This window comes from uncultured Microbacterium sp. (assembly GCF_945952435.1).
Classification (GTDB): Bacteria; Actinomycetota; Actinomycetes; order Actinomycetales; family Microbacteriaceae; genus Microbacterium.
In genome coordinates this window covers 34,825-49,637 of the sequence record NZ_CAMFHZ010000018.1, presented here as the reverse complement: position 1 = coordinate 49,637, position 14,813 = coordinate 34,825, and the positions used below count along the sequence as shown (strand labels likewise).

The 14,813-nt window shown below is 70.6% G+C and carries 16 protein-coding genes and 1 riboswitch; of the genes, 6 read left to right on the top strand and 10 right to left on the bottom strand.

Features of this window, described 5'->3' with window-relative positions; genetic code table 11:
- Positions 1–112 precede the first annotated feature (112 nt).
- The 3 genes from Q0P88_RS10685 (at position 113) to Q0P88_RS10675 (ending at position 2,701) form a co-directional block, all read left to right on the top strand.
- A complete protein-coding gene (locus tag Q0P88_RS10685) occupies positions 113–1,414 on the top strand; it encodes an ATP-binding protein (RefSeq protein ID WP_295013932.1) in 1,302 nt (433 codons plus the stop codon).
- On the top strand, positions 1,411–2,100 hold the full coding sequence (locus tag Q0P88_RS10680; RefSeq protein WP_295013930.1) for a response regulator: 690 nt from the start codon (positions 1,411–1,413) through the stop codon (positions 2,098–2,100). Before Q0P88_RS10685 ends, Q0P88_RS10680 begins: the two co-directional genes overlap by 4 nt.
- Before the next feature lie 8 nt (positions 2,101–2,108).
- Positions 2,109–2,253, top strand: a riboswitch (FMN riboswitch).
- Positions 2,254–2,266: 13 nt separating this feature from the next.
- Positions 2,267–2,701 (top strand): 6,7-dimethyl-8-ribityllumazine synthase, encoded by a 435-nt coding sequence (locus Q0P88_RS10675; protein ID WP_295013928.1) that lies wholly within the window; start codon positions 2,267–2,269, stop codon positions 2,699–2,701.
- A 76-nt stretch (positions 2,702–2,777) separates the two neighbouring features.
- On the opposite strand, the gene Q0P88_RS10670 is transcribed toward Q0P88_RS10675, so the two are convergent.
- From Q0P88_RS10670 to efeU, 5 genes are all read right to left on the bottom strand, one after another.
- Complete coding sequence (locus Q0P88_RS10670) at positions 2,778–3,422, bottom strand: FMN reductase (protein ID WP_295013926.1); 645 nt, start codon at positions 3,420–3,422, stop codon at positions 2,778–2,780.
- A 1-nt stretch (position 3,423) separates the two neighbouring features.
- Complete coding sequence (locus Q0P88_RS10665) at positions 3,424–4,638, bottom strand: LLM class flavin-dependent oxidoreductase (protein WP_295013982.1); 1,215 nt, start codon at positions 4,636–4,638, stop codon at positions 3,424–3,426.
- 99 nt (positions 4,639–4,737) lie between these two features.
- The gene (gene efeB, locus Q0P88_RS10660) at positions 4,738–6,039 is read right to left on the bottom strand and encodes an iron uptake transporter deferrochelatase/peroxidase subunit (RefSeq protein ID WP_295013924.1); all 1,302 of its coding nucleotides are present in this window, start codon (positions 6,037–6,039) and stop codon (positions 4,738–4,740) included.
- Between the two features lie 2 nt (positions 6,040–6,041).
- On the bottom strand, positions 6,042–7,274 hold the full coding sequence (efeO, locus tag Q0P88_RS10655; protein ID WP_295013922.1) for an iron uptake system protein EfeO: 1,233 nt from the start codon (positions 7,272–7,274) through the stop codon (positions 6,042–6,044).
- On the bottom strand, positions 7,271–8,212 hold the full coding sequence (gene efeU / locus Q0P88_RS10650) for an iron uptake transporter permease EfeU (RefSeq protein WP_295013920.1): 942 nt from the start codon (positions 8,210–8,212) through the stop codon (positions 7,271–7,273). The genes efeO and efeU overlap by 4 nt, the downstream gene beginning before the upstream one ends.
- A 159-nt stretch (positions 8,213–8,371) precedes the next feature.
- Here efeU and Q0P88_RS10645 point away from each other — a divergent pair, with 159 nt between their 5' ends.
- Positions 8,372–9,376 (top strand): isopenicillin N synthase family oxygenase, encoded by a 1,005-nt coding sequence (locus tag Q0P88_RS10645; RefSeq protein ID WP_295013918.1) that lies wholly within the window; start codon positions 8,372–8,374, stop codon positions 9,374–9,376.
- A 17-nt stretch (positions 9,377–9,393) separates the two neighbouring features.
- On the opposite strand, the gene Q0P88_RS10640 is transcribed toward Q0P88_RS10645, so the two are convergent.
- The 3 genes from Q0P88_RS10640 to rpsO all read right to left on the bottom strand — a co-directional run bounded on the left by Q0P88_RS10640 (position 9,394) and on the right by rpsO (position 11,027).
- A complete protein-coding gene (locus Q0P88_RS10640; protein WP_295013916.1) occupies positions 9,394–9,708 on the bottom strand; it encodes a transcriptional regulator in 315 nt (104 codons plus the stop codon).
- The gene (locus Q0P88_RS10635; protein WP_295013914.1) at positions 9,701–10,573 is read right to left on the bottom strand and encodes a hypothetical protein; all 873 of its coding nucleotides are present in this window, start codon (positions 10,571–10,573) and stop codon (positions 9,701–9,703) included. Before Q0P88_RS10635 ends, Q0P88_RS10640 begins: the two co-directional genes overlap by 8 nt.
- Before the next feature lie 184 nt (positions 10,574–10,757).
- On the bottom strand, positions 10,758–11,027 hold the full coding sequence (gene rpsO / locus Q0P88_RS10630) for a 30S ribosomal protein S15 (RefSeq protein WP_045251768.1): 270 nt from the start codon (positions 11,025–11,027) through the stop codon (positions 10,758–10,760).
- Positions 11,028–11,210: 183 nt separating this feature from the next.
- Here rpsO and Q0P88_RS10625 point away from each other — a divergent pair, with 183 nt between their 5' ends.
- Both Q0P88_RS10625 and Q0P88_RS10620 read left to right on the top strand, forming a co-directional pair.
- On the top strand, positions 11,211–12,479 hold the full coding sequence (locus Q0P88_RS10625; RefSeq protein WP_295013981.1) for an MFS transporter: 1,269 nt from the start codon (positions 11,211–11,213) through the stop codon (positions 12,477–12,479).
- A 50-nt stretch (positions 12,480–12,529) separates the two neighbouring features.
- On the top strand, positions 12,530–13,420 hold the full coding sequence (locus tag Q0P88_RS10620) for a DNA-3-methyladenine glycosylase (RefSeq protein ID WP_295013912.1): 891 nt from the start codon (positions 12,530–12,532) through the stop codon (positions 13,418–13,420).
- A gap of 73 nt (positions 13,421–13,493) precedes the next feature.
- Here Q0P88_RS10620 and Q0P88_RS10615 read toward each other — a convergent pair whose 3' ends face one another.
- Both Q0P88_RS10615 and Q0P88_RS10610 read right to left on the bottom strand, forming a co-directional pair.
- Complete coding sequence (locus Q0P88_RS10615) at positions 13,494–14,051, bottom strand: YceI family protein (protein ID WP_295013910.1); 558 nt, start codon at positions 14,049–14,051, stop codon at positions 13,494–13,496.
- A 239-nt stretch (positions 14,052–14,290) separates the two neighbouring features.
- Entirely contained in the window at positions 14,291–14,659 is a 369-nt protein-coding gene (locus tag Q0P88_RS10610) for an FKBP-type peptidyl-prolyl cis-trans isomerase (RefSeq protein WP_295013908.1), read from the bottom strand.
- Between the last annotated feature and the right edge of the window lie 154 nt (positions 14,660–14,813).

Below are 14,813 nucleotides of genomic sequence, written 5' to 3'. Positions count from 1 at the left end.
TCGTGTGCGGACTCCGGTCGCCCGGCCCCGTTCTGTTCGTATTGAAGACGGGCCCCTCCGGCACCGCACGCGTCCGCCGCGCCATACTGGGCGGGGAAGGGCGGTTCCGGCGATGACGGCGAGACGGCGCAGCGGCGCGCGCAGCGCGGCCTCCGGCGTGTTCGCCCTCCTCCTGGGGGCGGCGCTCGCGCTCGCGCTCGCCGTGGCCGGCTATCTCGTCTGGGACGCGCAGGCCGGGGCGCGCGGGGACGCCGAGCGTCTCACCGCGACCGTGGCCCGATCCCTCGCCGCGACGACCGAGATTCGCGACGCCGTGGTGTCCCCCGACCGGACGAGCGCCGACGCGGCCATCCGGGACGAGGTGGACACCGTCCGCCACGGTGCGGGGCTCGACTTCATCACCGTCATGGACGCGGACGGCATCCGTCTCACGCACCCCGATCCGGCACAGATCGGCGGCCACTACGTCGGCACGATCCCCGACGCCGATCGCTCGTTGACCCAGGAGTACACCGGCACGCTCGGCCCGTCGATCCGCACGATCGCGCCCGTCCACGATGCCGGAGGTGCGGTTGTCGGTTGGGTCTCGGCGGGAGTCACGCTCGAGTCCCTGACGACCACGGTCCTGCGCCGGCTGCCCGTCGTGCTGCTCATCGCGCTCGCCCTCGTGGCGGTCGGCGCGCTCGGGGCGGTCTTCGCGCGGCGCGCGACGCGACGGATCGCCGGGGATCTGCGTGCGCGCGACGTGCGCGACGCGGTCGCCGGCTACGAATCGATGCGCACACTCGGCGAAGCGCTGCGCGCCCAGACCCACGAGCACGGGAACCGACTGCACACGGCGCTCTCGCTGCTGGAACTGGACAGGAAGGACGAGGCCATCGCTCTGCTGGCGGAGACCTCGGCGCAGAACCAGTCGGTGATCGACCAGATGACCGTGCGCGACGGGGATCCGACGCTCGGCGCCTTGCTGCTCGGCAAGGCGTCGCAGGCGAAGGAACGCGGCGTGCGCTGGCAGGTCAGGGTGGATCCCCGCGCACCCCGTGCCGCCCTCTCCCCCGTGGATCTGGTGGCCGTGCTCGGGAATCTGATCGACAACGCCTTCGACGCGGCGACCGACGCACACATCGCGCACGGCCGCGAGAGCAGTGTGACGGTCGAGGTGACGCCCGCGCCCGACGGCGCGGTCGCCCTGACCGTGACCGACAGCGGGGACGGGGTGGCGGAGCACGTGCGCGACCGGGTGTTCGAGCACGGCTTCTCGACCAAACCGGCCGATCGAGCGGGCCGCGGGGTGGGCCTCGCGCTGGTCCGCGACGTCGTCGGGGCCGCGGGCGGCGCGGTCACGGTGGGCGCCGACCCCACCACGTTCCGCGTGACGGTCCCCGCCGCCCCCGCACGGGAGGCGTCGACGTGATCCGCGTGCTGGTCGTCGACGACGACGCGCTCACCCTCGAACTGCACGCGGCGTACGTCGCGCGGATCGAGGGCTTCACCGTCGTGGGCGAATGCGCGGGAGCACGCGCGGCGCTCGCCGCGATCGCCGCGAACGGCGACGGGATCGATCTCGTGCTGCTCGACGTCAACCTGCCGGACGGGTCTGGCATCGACGTGCTGCGCCGACTCAGAGCGCACGGAGACGACATCGACGTGATCGCGGTGACGAGCGTGCGCGAGGTGGAGACGGTCCGCCGCATGTCGACCCTCGGCGTCGTCCAGTACCTGCTCAAGCCCTTCCCCTTCGCGGTGTTCCGCGAGCGGCTGGAGGGCTACCGTGCGCGGCACGAGCAGCGCACCGCGCTCGCCGGCGCGGCGAGCCAGGCCGAGATCGACGCCCTCGTCGGAGGGACCGCGAGCGGATCCGTCGCACTGCCCAAGGGGCTCGCGTCGGAGACGCTGCAGGCGGTGACGGCGGCCCTCAGAGCGCACGCCGAGCTCTCCGCGAGCGAGGCGGCACCGCTCGTCGGCGTCTCGCGCGTCACGGCCCGCCGCTATCTGGAGCACCTCGTCGAGGCCCGGATCGCGACCCGCTCGCCGAGGTACGGCACGCCGGGACGCCCGGAGACGGCGTACCGGCTCATCGGATCCGCTCCGCCGCGGTGATAGCGTCGGTCTGTCCTCAGGGCGGGGTGTGATTCCCCACCGGCGGTGTGCCGCGGTCCGACCGCGCGAGCCCGCGACCGGCCTCAGAGCGGGGCCGCTGATCCGGTGGGACTCCGGAGCCGACGGTGACAGTCCGGACGGAAGAGGACAGAAGGAGCGTTTCGCCATGCCCAGAATCGCCATCGTCGCCGCCCAGTGGCACGCCGACATCGTCGAGCAGGCGGTGTCCGCGTTCACCGCGCGGATGTCCGAGCTCGGCCACGACCCGGTCGACGTGTACCGCGTCCCCGGCGCGTTCGAGATCCCGTTGCACGTCCAGCGGCTGGCCGCGACCGGACGCTACGCCGCGATCGCCACCAGCGCACTCGTCGTGGACGGCGGCATCTACCGTCACGACTTCGTCGCATCCACGGTCGTCGACGCGCTGATGCGGGTGCAGCTGACCACCGGAGTCCCCGTCTTCTCCGCGGTGCTCACCCCGCACCATTTCCACGAGCACGCCGAGCACCGCGCCTTCTTCGAGCATCACTTCGGCGTCAAGGGGCGCGAGCTCGCCGACGCCGTGGACGCGACCGTGCGGAGCCTCGCCGCGATCTCCTGATCCGTGCGGGTCCCGGCGGTCGGCTGCCATGCGGAGGGGGACCGCGACACCGCCGCGGTCCCCCTCCGGAGATGCGTCACTCCCCCGCGAGCCCTCCGAGCAGATGCCCGAACGAACGTCCCTCTCCGAGGTAGTTGCCCGGGTCGAAGGGGTCCTTGTCCGCCACGGGCTCGCGCCGGATCATCGCCTCGGCGAGCTCCTTCGCCCCGCGCTCGACGCGGGTGCTGAGCGGAGCGACGTCGTCCGCCTTCGCACCCCAGTCGCTCGACGCGGCGAACACGCCCGTGGAGACCGGCTCCGCGTGCAGGTAGGTGAACAGCGGACGGATCGCGTAGTCGATCGCGAGCGAATGACGCGCCGTCCCGGCGTTCGCGCCGAGGAGCACGGGCTTGCCGGTGAGCGCGTCCGGATCCAGCACGTCGATGAACGACTTGAACAGGCCGGAGTAGCTCGTGGAGAAGATCGGCGTGACCGCGATGACGCCGTCCGCCGACACGACGGTGTTGATCGCCGAGTCGAGGGCGGGCGGCGCGAAGCCGGTGAGCAGGTTGTTCGTGATGTCGTGCGCGAGATCGCGCAGCTCGATCACGTCGACGCTGACCTCGGAGCCGAGCGCGGTGAGCCTCTGCGCCGTCTCGGCCGCCAGCCGATCGGCGAGCATCCGTGTCGAGGAGGGGTTGCTGAGACCCGCGGAGATCACCGCGATACGACGCGCGCCCATCTCAGTTCGCCTCCTTCACGGCCGCGGATCCGAACGAGGCCCCCGCGACGGCGGGCACCGCCCCGCCGTCCTGGTACGGCGAGCCGGCGGTGAGGTTGTCGCCACGATTCGCTCCCGGACGCGCTTCGCGCGCCGGACCGTCGCCGTAGACCGCGCGGACGCGAGCGGCGTGCGTGGGCGCATCGGGGACGGCTGCGGGGCGGTTCTGGGCGAGCTCCTTGCGGAGCACGGGCACGACTTCGCCGCCGAGCAGATCGATCTGCTCCAGCACCGTCTTGAGCGGAAGACCGGCGTGGTCCATGAGGAACAGCTGACGCTGATAGTCGCCGAAGTGGTCGCGCATCGCGGCGTAGCGGTCGATGACCTGCTGCGGCGATCCCACGGTGAGCGGCGTCATCTCGGTGAAGTCCTCCATCGACGGGCCGTGACCGTAGACGGGGGCGTTGTCGAAGTACGGCCGGAACTCGTCGATCGCGTCCTGCGACTTGGGCCGGATGAAGGCCTGGCCGCCGAGTCCGACGATCGCCGTCTCGGGCGCGCCGTGACCGTAGTGCGCCCAGCGCTGCCGATACAGCTCGATGAGGCGCTGGTAGTGCTCCTTGGGCCAGAAGATGTTGTTCGCGAAGAAGCCGTCGCCGTAGTAGGCCGCCTGCTCGGCGATCTCCGGGGTGCGGATCGACCCGTGCCAGACGAAGGGCGCCACGCCGTCGAGCGGTCGAGGCGTCGAGGTGAAGCCCTGCAGCGGGGTGCGGAACTTCCCCTCCCAGTCGACGACGTCCTTGGTCCAGAGCTCGTGCAGGAGCGCGTAATTCTCGATCGCGAGCGGCAGTCCCTGACGGATGTCCTTGCCGAACCAGGGGTACACCGGTCCGGTGTTCCCGCGGCCCATCATGAGGTCCATGCGGCCGCCGGAGACGTGCTGCAGCATCGCGTAGTCCTCGGCGAGCTTCACCGGATCGTTCGTGGTGATGAGCGTCGTGGAGGTCGAGACGATGAGGCGCTCGGTCTGCGCGGCGAGCGCGGCGAGGAAGGTCGTGGGGCTCGACGACCAGAACGGCGGGTTGTGGTGCTCGCCGATCGCGAAGACGTCGAGGCCGACCTCCTCCGCGTGCTTGGCGATCGTGAGGGTGTTCTGGATCCGCTCACGCTCGCTCGGGGTCTCCCCCGTGACCGGGTTGCGGGTGATGTCGCTGACCGACATGAGGCCGAACTGCATGCCCGGCCAGGTGTTCGACTCGCTCACTGCTCTCTCCTTCAGATTTCTATTCACTTGAATATATCTGGTGCAACGCGGAGAGGGCGGATCTATTCCCGCTCAGGAGAAGAGACCGGCGCCGACGTACGAGCCCTTCGACGCCCCCGGCGGGACGGCCCAGATCCCGGACCCGATGTGGCGAATGTACTCGCTCATCAGATCGGTCGCCAGACGCTTCTGGATCCCGATGAACTGGGCGGGATCTCTCTGGTACGACAGGAAGAAGAGGCCGGCGTCGAGGGTTCCCAGGTCGTCGTTGCCGTCGACGTAGTTGTATCCGCGACGAAGGATGCGCACCCCGTCGTTCACCGTCGGGTGCGCGAGGCGGACGTGCGAGCGCTCGTCGATCTTGCCGCCGCGGAAGGACGGCTCGGTGAACTCGTCTCCGCCCGAGAGCGGCGCTCCGCTGCCCTTCTCCCGACCGATCGTACGGTCCTGCTCCGACAGGCGGAGGCGATCCCAGGTCTCGATGAGCATCGCGATCTTGCGCGCCACGAGGTACGAGCCGCCTGCCATCCAGGAGGGCCCGTCGTCCGCCGTCGTCCAGACGTGCGCCCGCAGCGCCTCCTCGTCATCGGCGAGGATGTTGGCGGTGCCGTCCTTGAAACCGAAGAGGTTGCGCGGCGTCTGCTGGTCGGCGGCCGTTCGGGACGTCCGCCCGAACCCCAGCTGTGACCACCGTAGACGCGCGCGCCCGAAGGCGATCCGGCTGAGGTTGCGGATCGCGTGCACGGCGACCTGAGGATCGTCCGCGCACGCCTGGATGCACAGGTCTCCGCCCGAGCGCGCGGCGTCGAGCGCGTCGCCGAGGAACGCCGGCAGGTCGGCGAGGGCCCGGGGACGACGATCCGCGATCCCGAACCTGTCGCCGTCCGCGTCGAAGAGCCCCGGACCGAGGCCGAACGTGAGGGTGAGCCCCGCGGCGCCCAGGCCCTGCGCCTCTCCCGTGTCGTCCGGCGGAGCCTCGGGCGAGCCGCCCACGGCTCCCGAGGCGCTGACGTCGAGCCCCTTCACCATCCGCGCGGCCGCGTAGCTCCAGTCCTGCAGGAGCGAGATCAGGTCGTCCCGGCTCGCACGGGGCATCATGTCGAAGCTCGCGAAGTGCAGGTGCTCCTGCACGGGCGTCGTGATCCCCGCCTGGTGCGCGCCCTCGAAGGCGAAGGCCACGTCGCCCGGCGTGCTCGCGCTCGCGGCCGTGACCGCGGCGACCGCTCCGCCGCCGACGGCGAGTCCCGCCACCCCGCTGCCGAGGGCCCACCCCAGCAGTCCGCGACGGCTCACACCGTGCGACGTCGCCGGCTCCTCGCCGCCGACGGCCCGATCGCCTCCGGCGACGTGATCGTTCGACGAAGCATCCGACATGATCAGCTGAGGATGGTGCTGGTGAGCTTGCTGAGCGGCTCGGCGAGCGCGTTCATGAGGTCGGTGAGATCACGCTTCTGCTGCTCGGTGACGGTCGAGTAGGCCGCGAAGCCGGATGCGGAGGATCCGTGCACCGCGAGCTCGGCCTCGAGCGCGGAGAAGCCGCGGTCGATCTGCGAGACGAGCTTCTTGCCCTCGGCGCCCTTGCTGTCGGCGAAGTCGCGCACGAGCTGGAAGGACATCTTCGCGCCTTCGACGTTCGCCGCGAAGTCGGACAGGTCCGTCCCGGACCACCAGTCCTCCTCGCCCGTGATCTTGCTCTTCGCGACCTCGTCCAGCAGAGAGATCGAACCGTTCGAGATCCCCGCGATCCCCTGCGCGTCCAGATCCTTCAGGAACGCGTCGGAGTGCACGTGGTCGTACAGCTCCTGCAAGTCCGCGAGGAGCTTGTCCGCGTAGGTCGCGCGCTGCGCGGGGGTCGAGGGCGCCCAGTCCTTGTCCGCCGGCGTCACGCCGTCGGAGTTCATCGCGCCCGGCGCCGGAACCCAGAGATCCTTCTCGATGCGGTGGAAGCCCGTCCAGTCCAGGCCCTCGGCCTTCGCGTCGAGCTCGCGATAGTCGAGGCGGGGGTCGAGCGTGCCGAGCTGCTCGGCGACCGGCTCGATGCGCTCGTAGAAGGAGCGGACGGCGGGGAACTGCTGCCTGGCCGACGCGTCGTCGCCGGAGCGATACGCCTCGGCGAACGTCTTCGCCGCCGGCAGGAGCTGACCCACCTGGTCCTTGACGAAGGCGGCGTACAACTGCACGGCCTTGGTCTTCTGCTCGGCGTCGTCGCCCTGGACGGCGACCTTCTTGCCGCTCACGGTGAACGACGCCCGGCCCACGCCGTCGCCGACCATCCCCGGCTTGCAGACGGTGACGTACTTGCCCGGCTGCGCGACCACGGTCAGGGTGCGAGCCGCGCCAGGAGCGACGTTCTCGACCTCGCCCACGATCCGCACCCCGTCCTCGGCGAGGAGGTAGAACTCCGTCGTCTCCGTGCCCTTGTTGGTCACATCGAAGGAGAGCGTCCCGCTCGTGGCGGTTCCGGCCGATACGGTGCAGGCGTCGGCCGTCGAGGAGACGGTGAGCCGGCCGGCGGCGGCGACATCGGACTTGGCCACGCACCCCGTGAGGGCGAGGCCGAGGGCCGCGGCCGCACCGACGGCGGCGAGTGAGCGACGTGCGAGGGTCATGAGGCTCCTTCAGGAGTCGGGGAGACGGCGGCGGAGGGTGCCGACGCCGTGGTGGAGGGGCGGGGGGAACGCGTACCGCGCAGACCGCGCACGAAGAGGGTGCCGACGATCACGAGGTAGAGGATCCAGGCGATCACCTGGAACCAGCTCATGCGCGGCATGAAGCCGACGGTGGCCTGCAGCAGGACCGCGAGGGCGCTGTCGGGCCGGATCGCCGCGGAGACGTCGAACGCCCAGCCGAACGGGAAGCCGGCGAGTCCGGTGAGCACGGCGCCGTGCACGTCCAGCGGAGCAGCCGCGGTGTACGGCCCGGGCAGCACGCCCGACTCCTGCAAGTCGCTGAACGCATAGGCGAGCACGCCGGCGGCGACGATGACGAGGAAGCCGCCGGTCCAGGTGAAGAAGCGACCGAGGTCCAAGCGCACCGCGCCGCGGGCGAGCAACCAGCCGGCGAGGACGGCGACCGCGAGCCCGAGGACGGCGCCGAGGATCGCCGCGGGCGCGTCTCCGAACGACTGCACCATCGACCAGAGCAGCAGCGTCGTCTCGATCCCCTCGCGGGCGACGGACACGAATCCGACGATGACCAGCGCCCAGACGGTGCCCGACGCGAGCGCTCGGTCGACGCCGCCCTGGAGCGTCGCCTTCATCGTGCGACCAGCCTTGCGCATCCAGAAGATCATCCACGTCACCATCGCGACGGTGACCAAGGACAGGGTGCCGCCGATGATCTCCTGACCCTGGAAGGTCAGTGCGTAGGAGCCGAAGGTGAGCACGGCGCCGATGACGAGGGCGAGGACGATCGCAGCCCCCACGCCGATCCAGAGCCGCGGCAGGGCGTCCCTCCGGTCGAGACGCTTGAGATAGGCCACGAGGATGCCGACGACCAACGCGGCTTCGAGGCCCTCGCGAAGGCCGATGAGGAAGGTGGCGAGCACAACGATTCCTTGAACGGGAGACAGAGAAGGTTAGGCAACCCTCACTGATGCTACACCGCCCCGCGCCGGCGCCCGAATCCCCGAGCCTCGCGATCCTGACGAGGTAATCCGCGGCAACAATTCGCCGGCCGCCCGGACGGGCGACCTAGCCTCGCTTCCATGCCCGCACTGAACCTCCCCATCCTCGACCTCTCGCAGCTCGACGCCGGAGAGGAGGCGGCGGCCCGCTTCCTCTCGGATCTGCGCGCCGCAACCCATGACGTCGGCTTCTTCTACCTGACGGGCACCGGGGTCTCCCCCGAACTGGAGTCCCGCCTCCACGGCGCAGCGCGAGACTTCTTCGCCCTGCCCGAGGAGGACAAGCTCGCGATCGAGAACGTCAAGAGCCCGCACTTCCGCGGCTACACCCGCATCGGCGGCGAGCGGACGAAGGGCGAGGTCGACTGGCGCGAGCAGATCGACATCGGTCCGGAGCGCGAGGCGGTCAGCGGGGGTCCGGGGTACAACCGGCTCATCGGCCCGAACCTGTGGCCGGCCGCCCAACCCGAGCTCCGGGAGGTCGTGTCCGAGTGGCACGAGCGGCTCTCCGCCGTGTCCCGCAAGCTCTTGCACGCGTGGGCACTCTCCCTCGGCGCGGACGAGGGCTACTTCGAGGAGAACTTCGGAGACCCGTCCACGCTCATCAAGATCGTCCGGTATCCGGGGACGCACGAACCGGAGCCGCAGCAGGGCGTCGGCGCGCACAAGGACTCTGGAGTGCTGACCCTGCTGTGGGTCGAGCCGGGCAAGGGCGGGCTCCAGGTCGAGCGCGACGGCGTCTGGGTCGACGCTCCCCCGGTCGACGGCGCCTTCGTGGTGAACATCGGCGAGCTGCTCGAATACGCGACCGACGGCTACCTCAAGGCCACGAACCACCGGGTCGTCTCGCCGAAGGCCCCGGACGAGCGGATCTCGATCCCCTTCTTCTTCAATCCCGCGCTCGATGCGCGTCTGCCGCTGATCGAGCTGCCCGCCGAACTGGCCGCTCGGGCCGGAGGCGTGACGAAGGACCCGAGCAACCCGATCCACGCGCTCTACGGCGAGAACGCCCTGAAGTCCCGGCTCCGTGCGCACCCCGACGTGGCGGCGATCCATCACCCCGATCTGGTGGGCGCCACCGCCTGACGTCCGCCGCGCGGCCGTCAGAGGTCGGATCCGTCGCCCGCGACGATGTCGCGCAGGGCCTGCACGTGCGCCTCGAACGCCGCAGCCCCGCGCGCGGAGGCACGCACCCAGGTACGCGGGCGCGCACCGACCTGACCCTTGCGCACGACGACGTAGCCGGCGGCACCGAGCGCCGCGATCGCCTTGCTCACCGCGGAATCGTTCGCCTGAAGCACCTGCGCGAGCGTGCCGAAGTCCATCTCGACCCCCTCGCGCAGAGCCGCCATCATCGAGAACCGGATGGCGCCGGCGAAGTTGTCGTCGAGGCGGGTGCGCGGGTGCGGCTCAGCCATCGCCGCGCCCGTGCCAGCATGCCGCGACGGCGAAGACCACGAGCACCGCGATCGCGGACACGACGCCCGTCACCGCGCCGAGCGCGGGGCGGAAGCCAGCCAGGATCAGCCCCCCGCAGATGATCGCCCCGGAGATCCCGAACGCGGTCCACTGCGGCGCGCTCCAGACCGCGCCGAGTTCGGCCACGGCCCGGCTGAACCGCCCGACGACGGCGATCGCCAGGGAGATCACCGTGGCGACGACGGCCAGGGCGGCGTACACGCCCCCCGCGAGCAGCCAGGGCGCGGCCGCAGCGATCAGGCCGAGTCCGAGGCCGAACAGCCCCGTCGCGACGCGACCGACGACCGTCATCTCCAGGTGCTGGGCGGCCGGGACGACGGCCCGCCCGCGCGCGGGACCTCGAAGGACCGCCCATCCCCACGTTCCCCCTGCGAGCGTCAGCAGCACGCCGAGGGCGATGAGCGGCACCGGGACCTCGTGCCGCGCCACCACGAGGAAGGACGAGACCAGAAAGGCGAGGACGCCCGTCACTGTCAGGCCGAGGTGCACCGCACGGGCGGAGCCGCGCAGTCCGATGCGCGCGCGGGTGCGTTCGCGCAGTCCGCGCGTGAGCTGATCCCATTGGAGCGCCAGCACCACGATCGGCAGCGCGGTAAGCGAAGGGCCCGGGGCACGGCCGGCGACCGCGCGCTGTGCGACGAGCCAGCAGCCGAAGACCGCGACGACGACGAAAGCCTCGATCAGGAACAGTCGCCCCAGACGGCGCCGATCCAGCACCGCGTCCCTGCGCGCATCGACCTCGGAAAGCGCGTCGAGAGCGGCGCGCGCGCCGACCCCCCGGTCTTCTCCTGGTCGTCGTTCCACGGCTCCCCCGTCCCGTTCTTCCGTCGGCCTGCGAGTTCGACTTTCCCGGAGGAAAGCTCATCTCCTTTCCTAGAGGAAACTCTCCGTGAGCGCAAGGACGCCGGGACAAAGGTCGAGGCCCGCCCCACACCGTGGGACGGGCCTCGCAAGAATGTTTTGCGCGATTGAACGCGGGCTGCGCTGCTTAGCGGCGGAGTCCGAGACGCTCGATCAGCGAGCGGTACCGCTCGATGTCGACGTCCTGGAGGTAGCCGAGCAGACGACGGCGCTGACCGACGAGCAGGAACAGGCCACGACGCGAGTGGTGGTCGTGCTTGTGCTCCTTGAGGTGCTCGGTGAGGTCCTTGATGCGCTGCGTCAGCATCGCGACCTGCACCTCGGGGGATCCGGTGTCACCGGGGTGCGTCGCGTACTCTTCGATGATCGCCTTCTTGACGTCTGCATCCAGTGCCATAGGTGATCCCCTTCCTCTTTGCTGCGCGGTGCCCGACGCCGGATGCGTGGGCTCTCTTTCTCCGCGGCCGATCGAACGGCAACCGCACAAGTCTATCAGCCTCCGCGCGTCCCCGCGTGCCGCGCCCGATCCCGCGATCCCGGACAGGGGGCGGGCGCTACGCTCGATGAAGTGAGTCACCTGATGGACCTGCGTCCGCTGCGGCAGAGTCCCGCGTTCGCCCGGATGTGGATCGGGTCCACCCTCAGCGGCATCGGTGGCCAGCTCACGGCCGTGACCGTCATGCTGCACGTCTTCTTCCTCACGCACAGCACGTTCGCGGTGTCGATGATCGCGGTCGCGGGACTGCTGCCGATGATCCTCGCCGGACTCTACGGCGGCATGCTCGCCGACGCTTTCGACCGGCGGCGCGTCGCGCTGATCGCCGCGGTCGTCGCCTTCGCCTCGACCGCGCTGCTCGTGACCCTCACCTGGACCCACGAGGTCACGATCTGGTGGCTGTACGCGCTCAGCATGACGGTCGCCGCCGCGAACTCCGTCGGCATGGCCACGCGCACCGCGATCGTGCCGCGCCTGCTCCCCCGCGATCTGCTCGCATCGGCCTCCGCGCTGAACGGCGTCGCGTTCGGGATGACCGTCATGGTCGGACCGGCACTCGCCGGGCTGCTCGTGGCGCTCACCGGCTACGGGTGGACGTACACGATCGATCTCGTGCTCATGCTCTCGATGTTCCTCGGCCTGTGGACGCTGCCCGCCCTGCGTCCCGAGGGCCAGATCGTGCGTCCGGGACTCGCCTCGCTCGTCGACGGGGCGCGCTTCCTGCGCCGCGCGGGCAACATCCGCATGCAGTACATCCTCGACATCTGCGCGATGACGTTCGGCCAGCCGCTCGTGCTGTTCCCCGCGCTCGGCACCGTCATCCTCGGGGGCGGGGCCGTCACGACAGGACTGCTGACGGCGGCCGTCGCCGCCGGGACCTTCCTGTCGAGTCTCTTCTCCGGGCGGATCGTGCACTACCGCTGGCACGGCCGCGGAATCGCCCGTGCCGTGCAGGCCTATGGCGGGTCGATCGCGCTGTTCGGCGCCGTGCTCCTCATCGGCGCGGTGGCGGGCTCGGGCACCGAGGAGGCCCCGAACGTGGCGCTGATCGTACTCGCCGCCCTCACCCTCGCCCTCTCCGGCGCGAGCGACAACGTCAGCTCGATCTATCGCAACACCATGATGCAGGCCGCGGTGCCCGACACCATGCGTGGCCGCCTGCAGGGCGTCTTCGTCATCGTCGTGGCCGGCGGGCCCCGCGTCGGGGCGCTCTACGCCGGCGCGCTCGCCTCGCTCACGGCGTTGTGGTTCCCTCCCCTGCTCGGTGGGCTGCTGGTGGTCGCCCTCGCCGGTGTGCTCCTGCGCCTGAGCCCGCGCTTCCGGTCGTACGACGCGCTCGATCCGGTGCCCTGAGCCGGAATCGCGCGGGGGCGGATGTCGGAGGCCCGAAGGAGAGTGTCCTCATGAGCATCGGCATCCGAACCGTCACCGTGCCCCTCGCCGGCCCGTACGACCTCCGCGAGGTCGCGCTGATGGGCTTCGGCCATCGCGACGAGGCCGACTTCGACGGCGTCATGCGCCTCGCTTTCTGCACGGACGCGCTCGACACCCAGGTCGGCGTCGAGGTGCGCCAGGAGCACGATCACCTTGCGCTGACCGTGCACGGCGAGGGCGATCTGGCCGCGATCGCCGCCCAGGTCGCGCGGGTGGTGTCGGCCGATCAGGACGGCGATGCCTGGGCGGCGGTCTGCGCCGCGGATCCGGTGCTCGCGCGGGTGCACGCCGCGGCTCCGGGATTCCGTCCGTCGAACTTCTACAGCCCCTATGAGGCGGCCGTCTGGGCGACGCTTTCGGCGCGCCGATCCCGGAGCCAGGGAATGGCCCTGCGCCGGCGCCTCTCCGAGCTCCACGGCGCGGTGTTCGAGCTGGCCGGGCGCCGCGAGGCCGCCGTCCCCCTGCCCGATCGCCTTCTCTCCCTCGACGCGGTGCCGGGGCTGCCGTCCGATCGGATCCCCCGGCTGCACGCGATCGCGAGGGCCGCGCTCGACGGGCGGCTCGACGCGTCCAGGCTCGCGGCGATGGACCCGCAGGAGGCCCTGATAGAAATCCAGCGCCTGCCGGGCATCGGCCCGTTCTACAGTGCGCTGATCGTGATCCGTGCGTGCGGGGCGACCGACGTCCTTTCCACGCAGGAGGATCACACCCGTGCGGCCGTGCAGACGCTCTACGGCCTCGACCACGCCCCGGACGACACCGAGCTCACGGCGATCGCCGAGGCCTGGCGCCCCTTCCGCACCTGGGCCGCCGTGTCCTTGCGCGCCGTGGGATCACGACTCGTCCCCCGGAGCGCCTGAACGGGCGCCCGAGACAACGAAGCGCGGGCGCCGCACGGTCGCGGCGCCCGCGCTCCGCGGGATCGAAGGACGCTCAGACCGCGAGCGAGCCCTGCAGGTCGAGCGTGATCGTGACGTCCTTGCCGACCAGCACGCCACCGGTCTCGAGGGCGGCGTTCCAGGTCAGCCCGAAGTCCTCGCGGTCGATGACGGTCGTCGCCGAGGCGCCCGCCTTGTAGTTGCCGTAGGGGTCGGATCCGAACCCGCCGAAGTCGACGGTGAACGTCACGGACTTGGTGACGCCGTGGATCGTGAGGTCCCCGTCGACCAGGAAATCGTCGCCCTCGAGCCGCACGCCCGTCGAGGCGAATGTGATGGTGGGGTACTTCTCGGCGTCGAAGAAGTCGGCGGACATCAGGTGGGCGTTGCGGTTGGCGTCGCCGGTGTCGAGCGATGCGACCTCGACGGTCGCGTCCACGCGCGCGTCGAGCGGGTTCTCGGGCGCGACGATCGTGGCGCTCTTGACGCCGAAGGTGCCGCGCACCTTCGAGATCATCATGTGGCGCACGCTGAAGGTGACCTCGCTGTGGGCGGGGTCCAGGGTCCAGGTGCCTGCGCGGTAGCCGGCGATCTCGATGTTCTCGGTGGTCATGACTGCTCCTCGTTCGGTGTCCGTCAGGGGTTCGACGTCTGTCGGTGATGCGCCGCCTCGCACGAGCGCGACATGGGTCCCAACCTACATTCAGATGAATGCATTCCCCTGCGAAGGAAGTTTTTCGCGCGGGACGCTTTTCGCACGGGACCTCGACACGCCGCACACGCAGAAGGCCCCGTCGTGGTGACGGGGCCTTCTGCGTGCCGTCGGCCCGCGGCGCGGACCGGCGCGTCCGATCAGCCGACCGAGACCAGATCGATGATGAAGATCAGGGTCTTGCCGCCCAGGAAGTGACCCGAGCCCGCCGGCCCGTAAGCGAGCTGCGGCGGAATGACCAACTCCCGGCGCCCGCCGACCTTCATGCCGGGGATCCCCTCCTGCCAGCCCTGGATCAGGCCGCGCAGCGGGAACTGGATGGTCTCTCCGCGACCCCAGGAGGAGTCGAACTCCTCGCCGGACTCGTACTCGACACCCGCGTAGTGCACGGTCACGGTGTCGCCGGGCTTGGCCTCGTCGCCGGTTCCCTCGATGAGGTCGCGGATCACGAGCTCCGTGGGGGCGGGGCCGGTGGGGGCGTCGAACTCGGGCTTGGTGCGCTCAGTCATGCTCTTATCCAACCCGACCCTCGTCGTCGCGGTCAACGTGATCGCTGTGCCGACGGCGAACACCCGATCCGATCGGAGCCTTGACATCATCCCGCGGCGGGTGCACTCTGAGGACAGATCAACTCAGCGCCCGGAGGACTTGCAGGCATCGCCG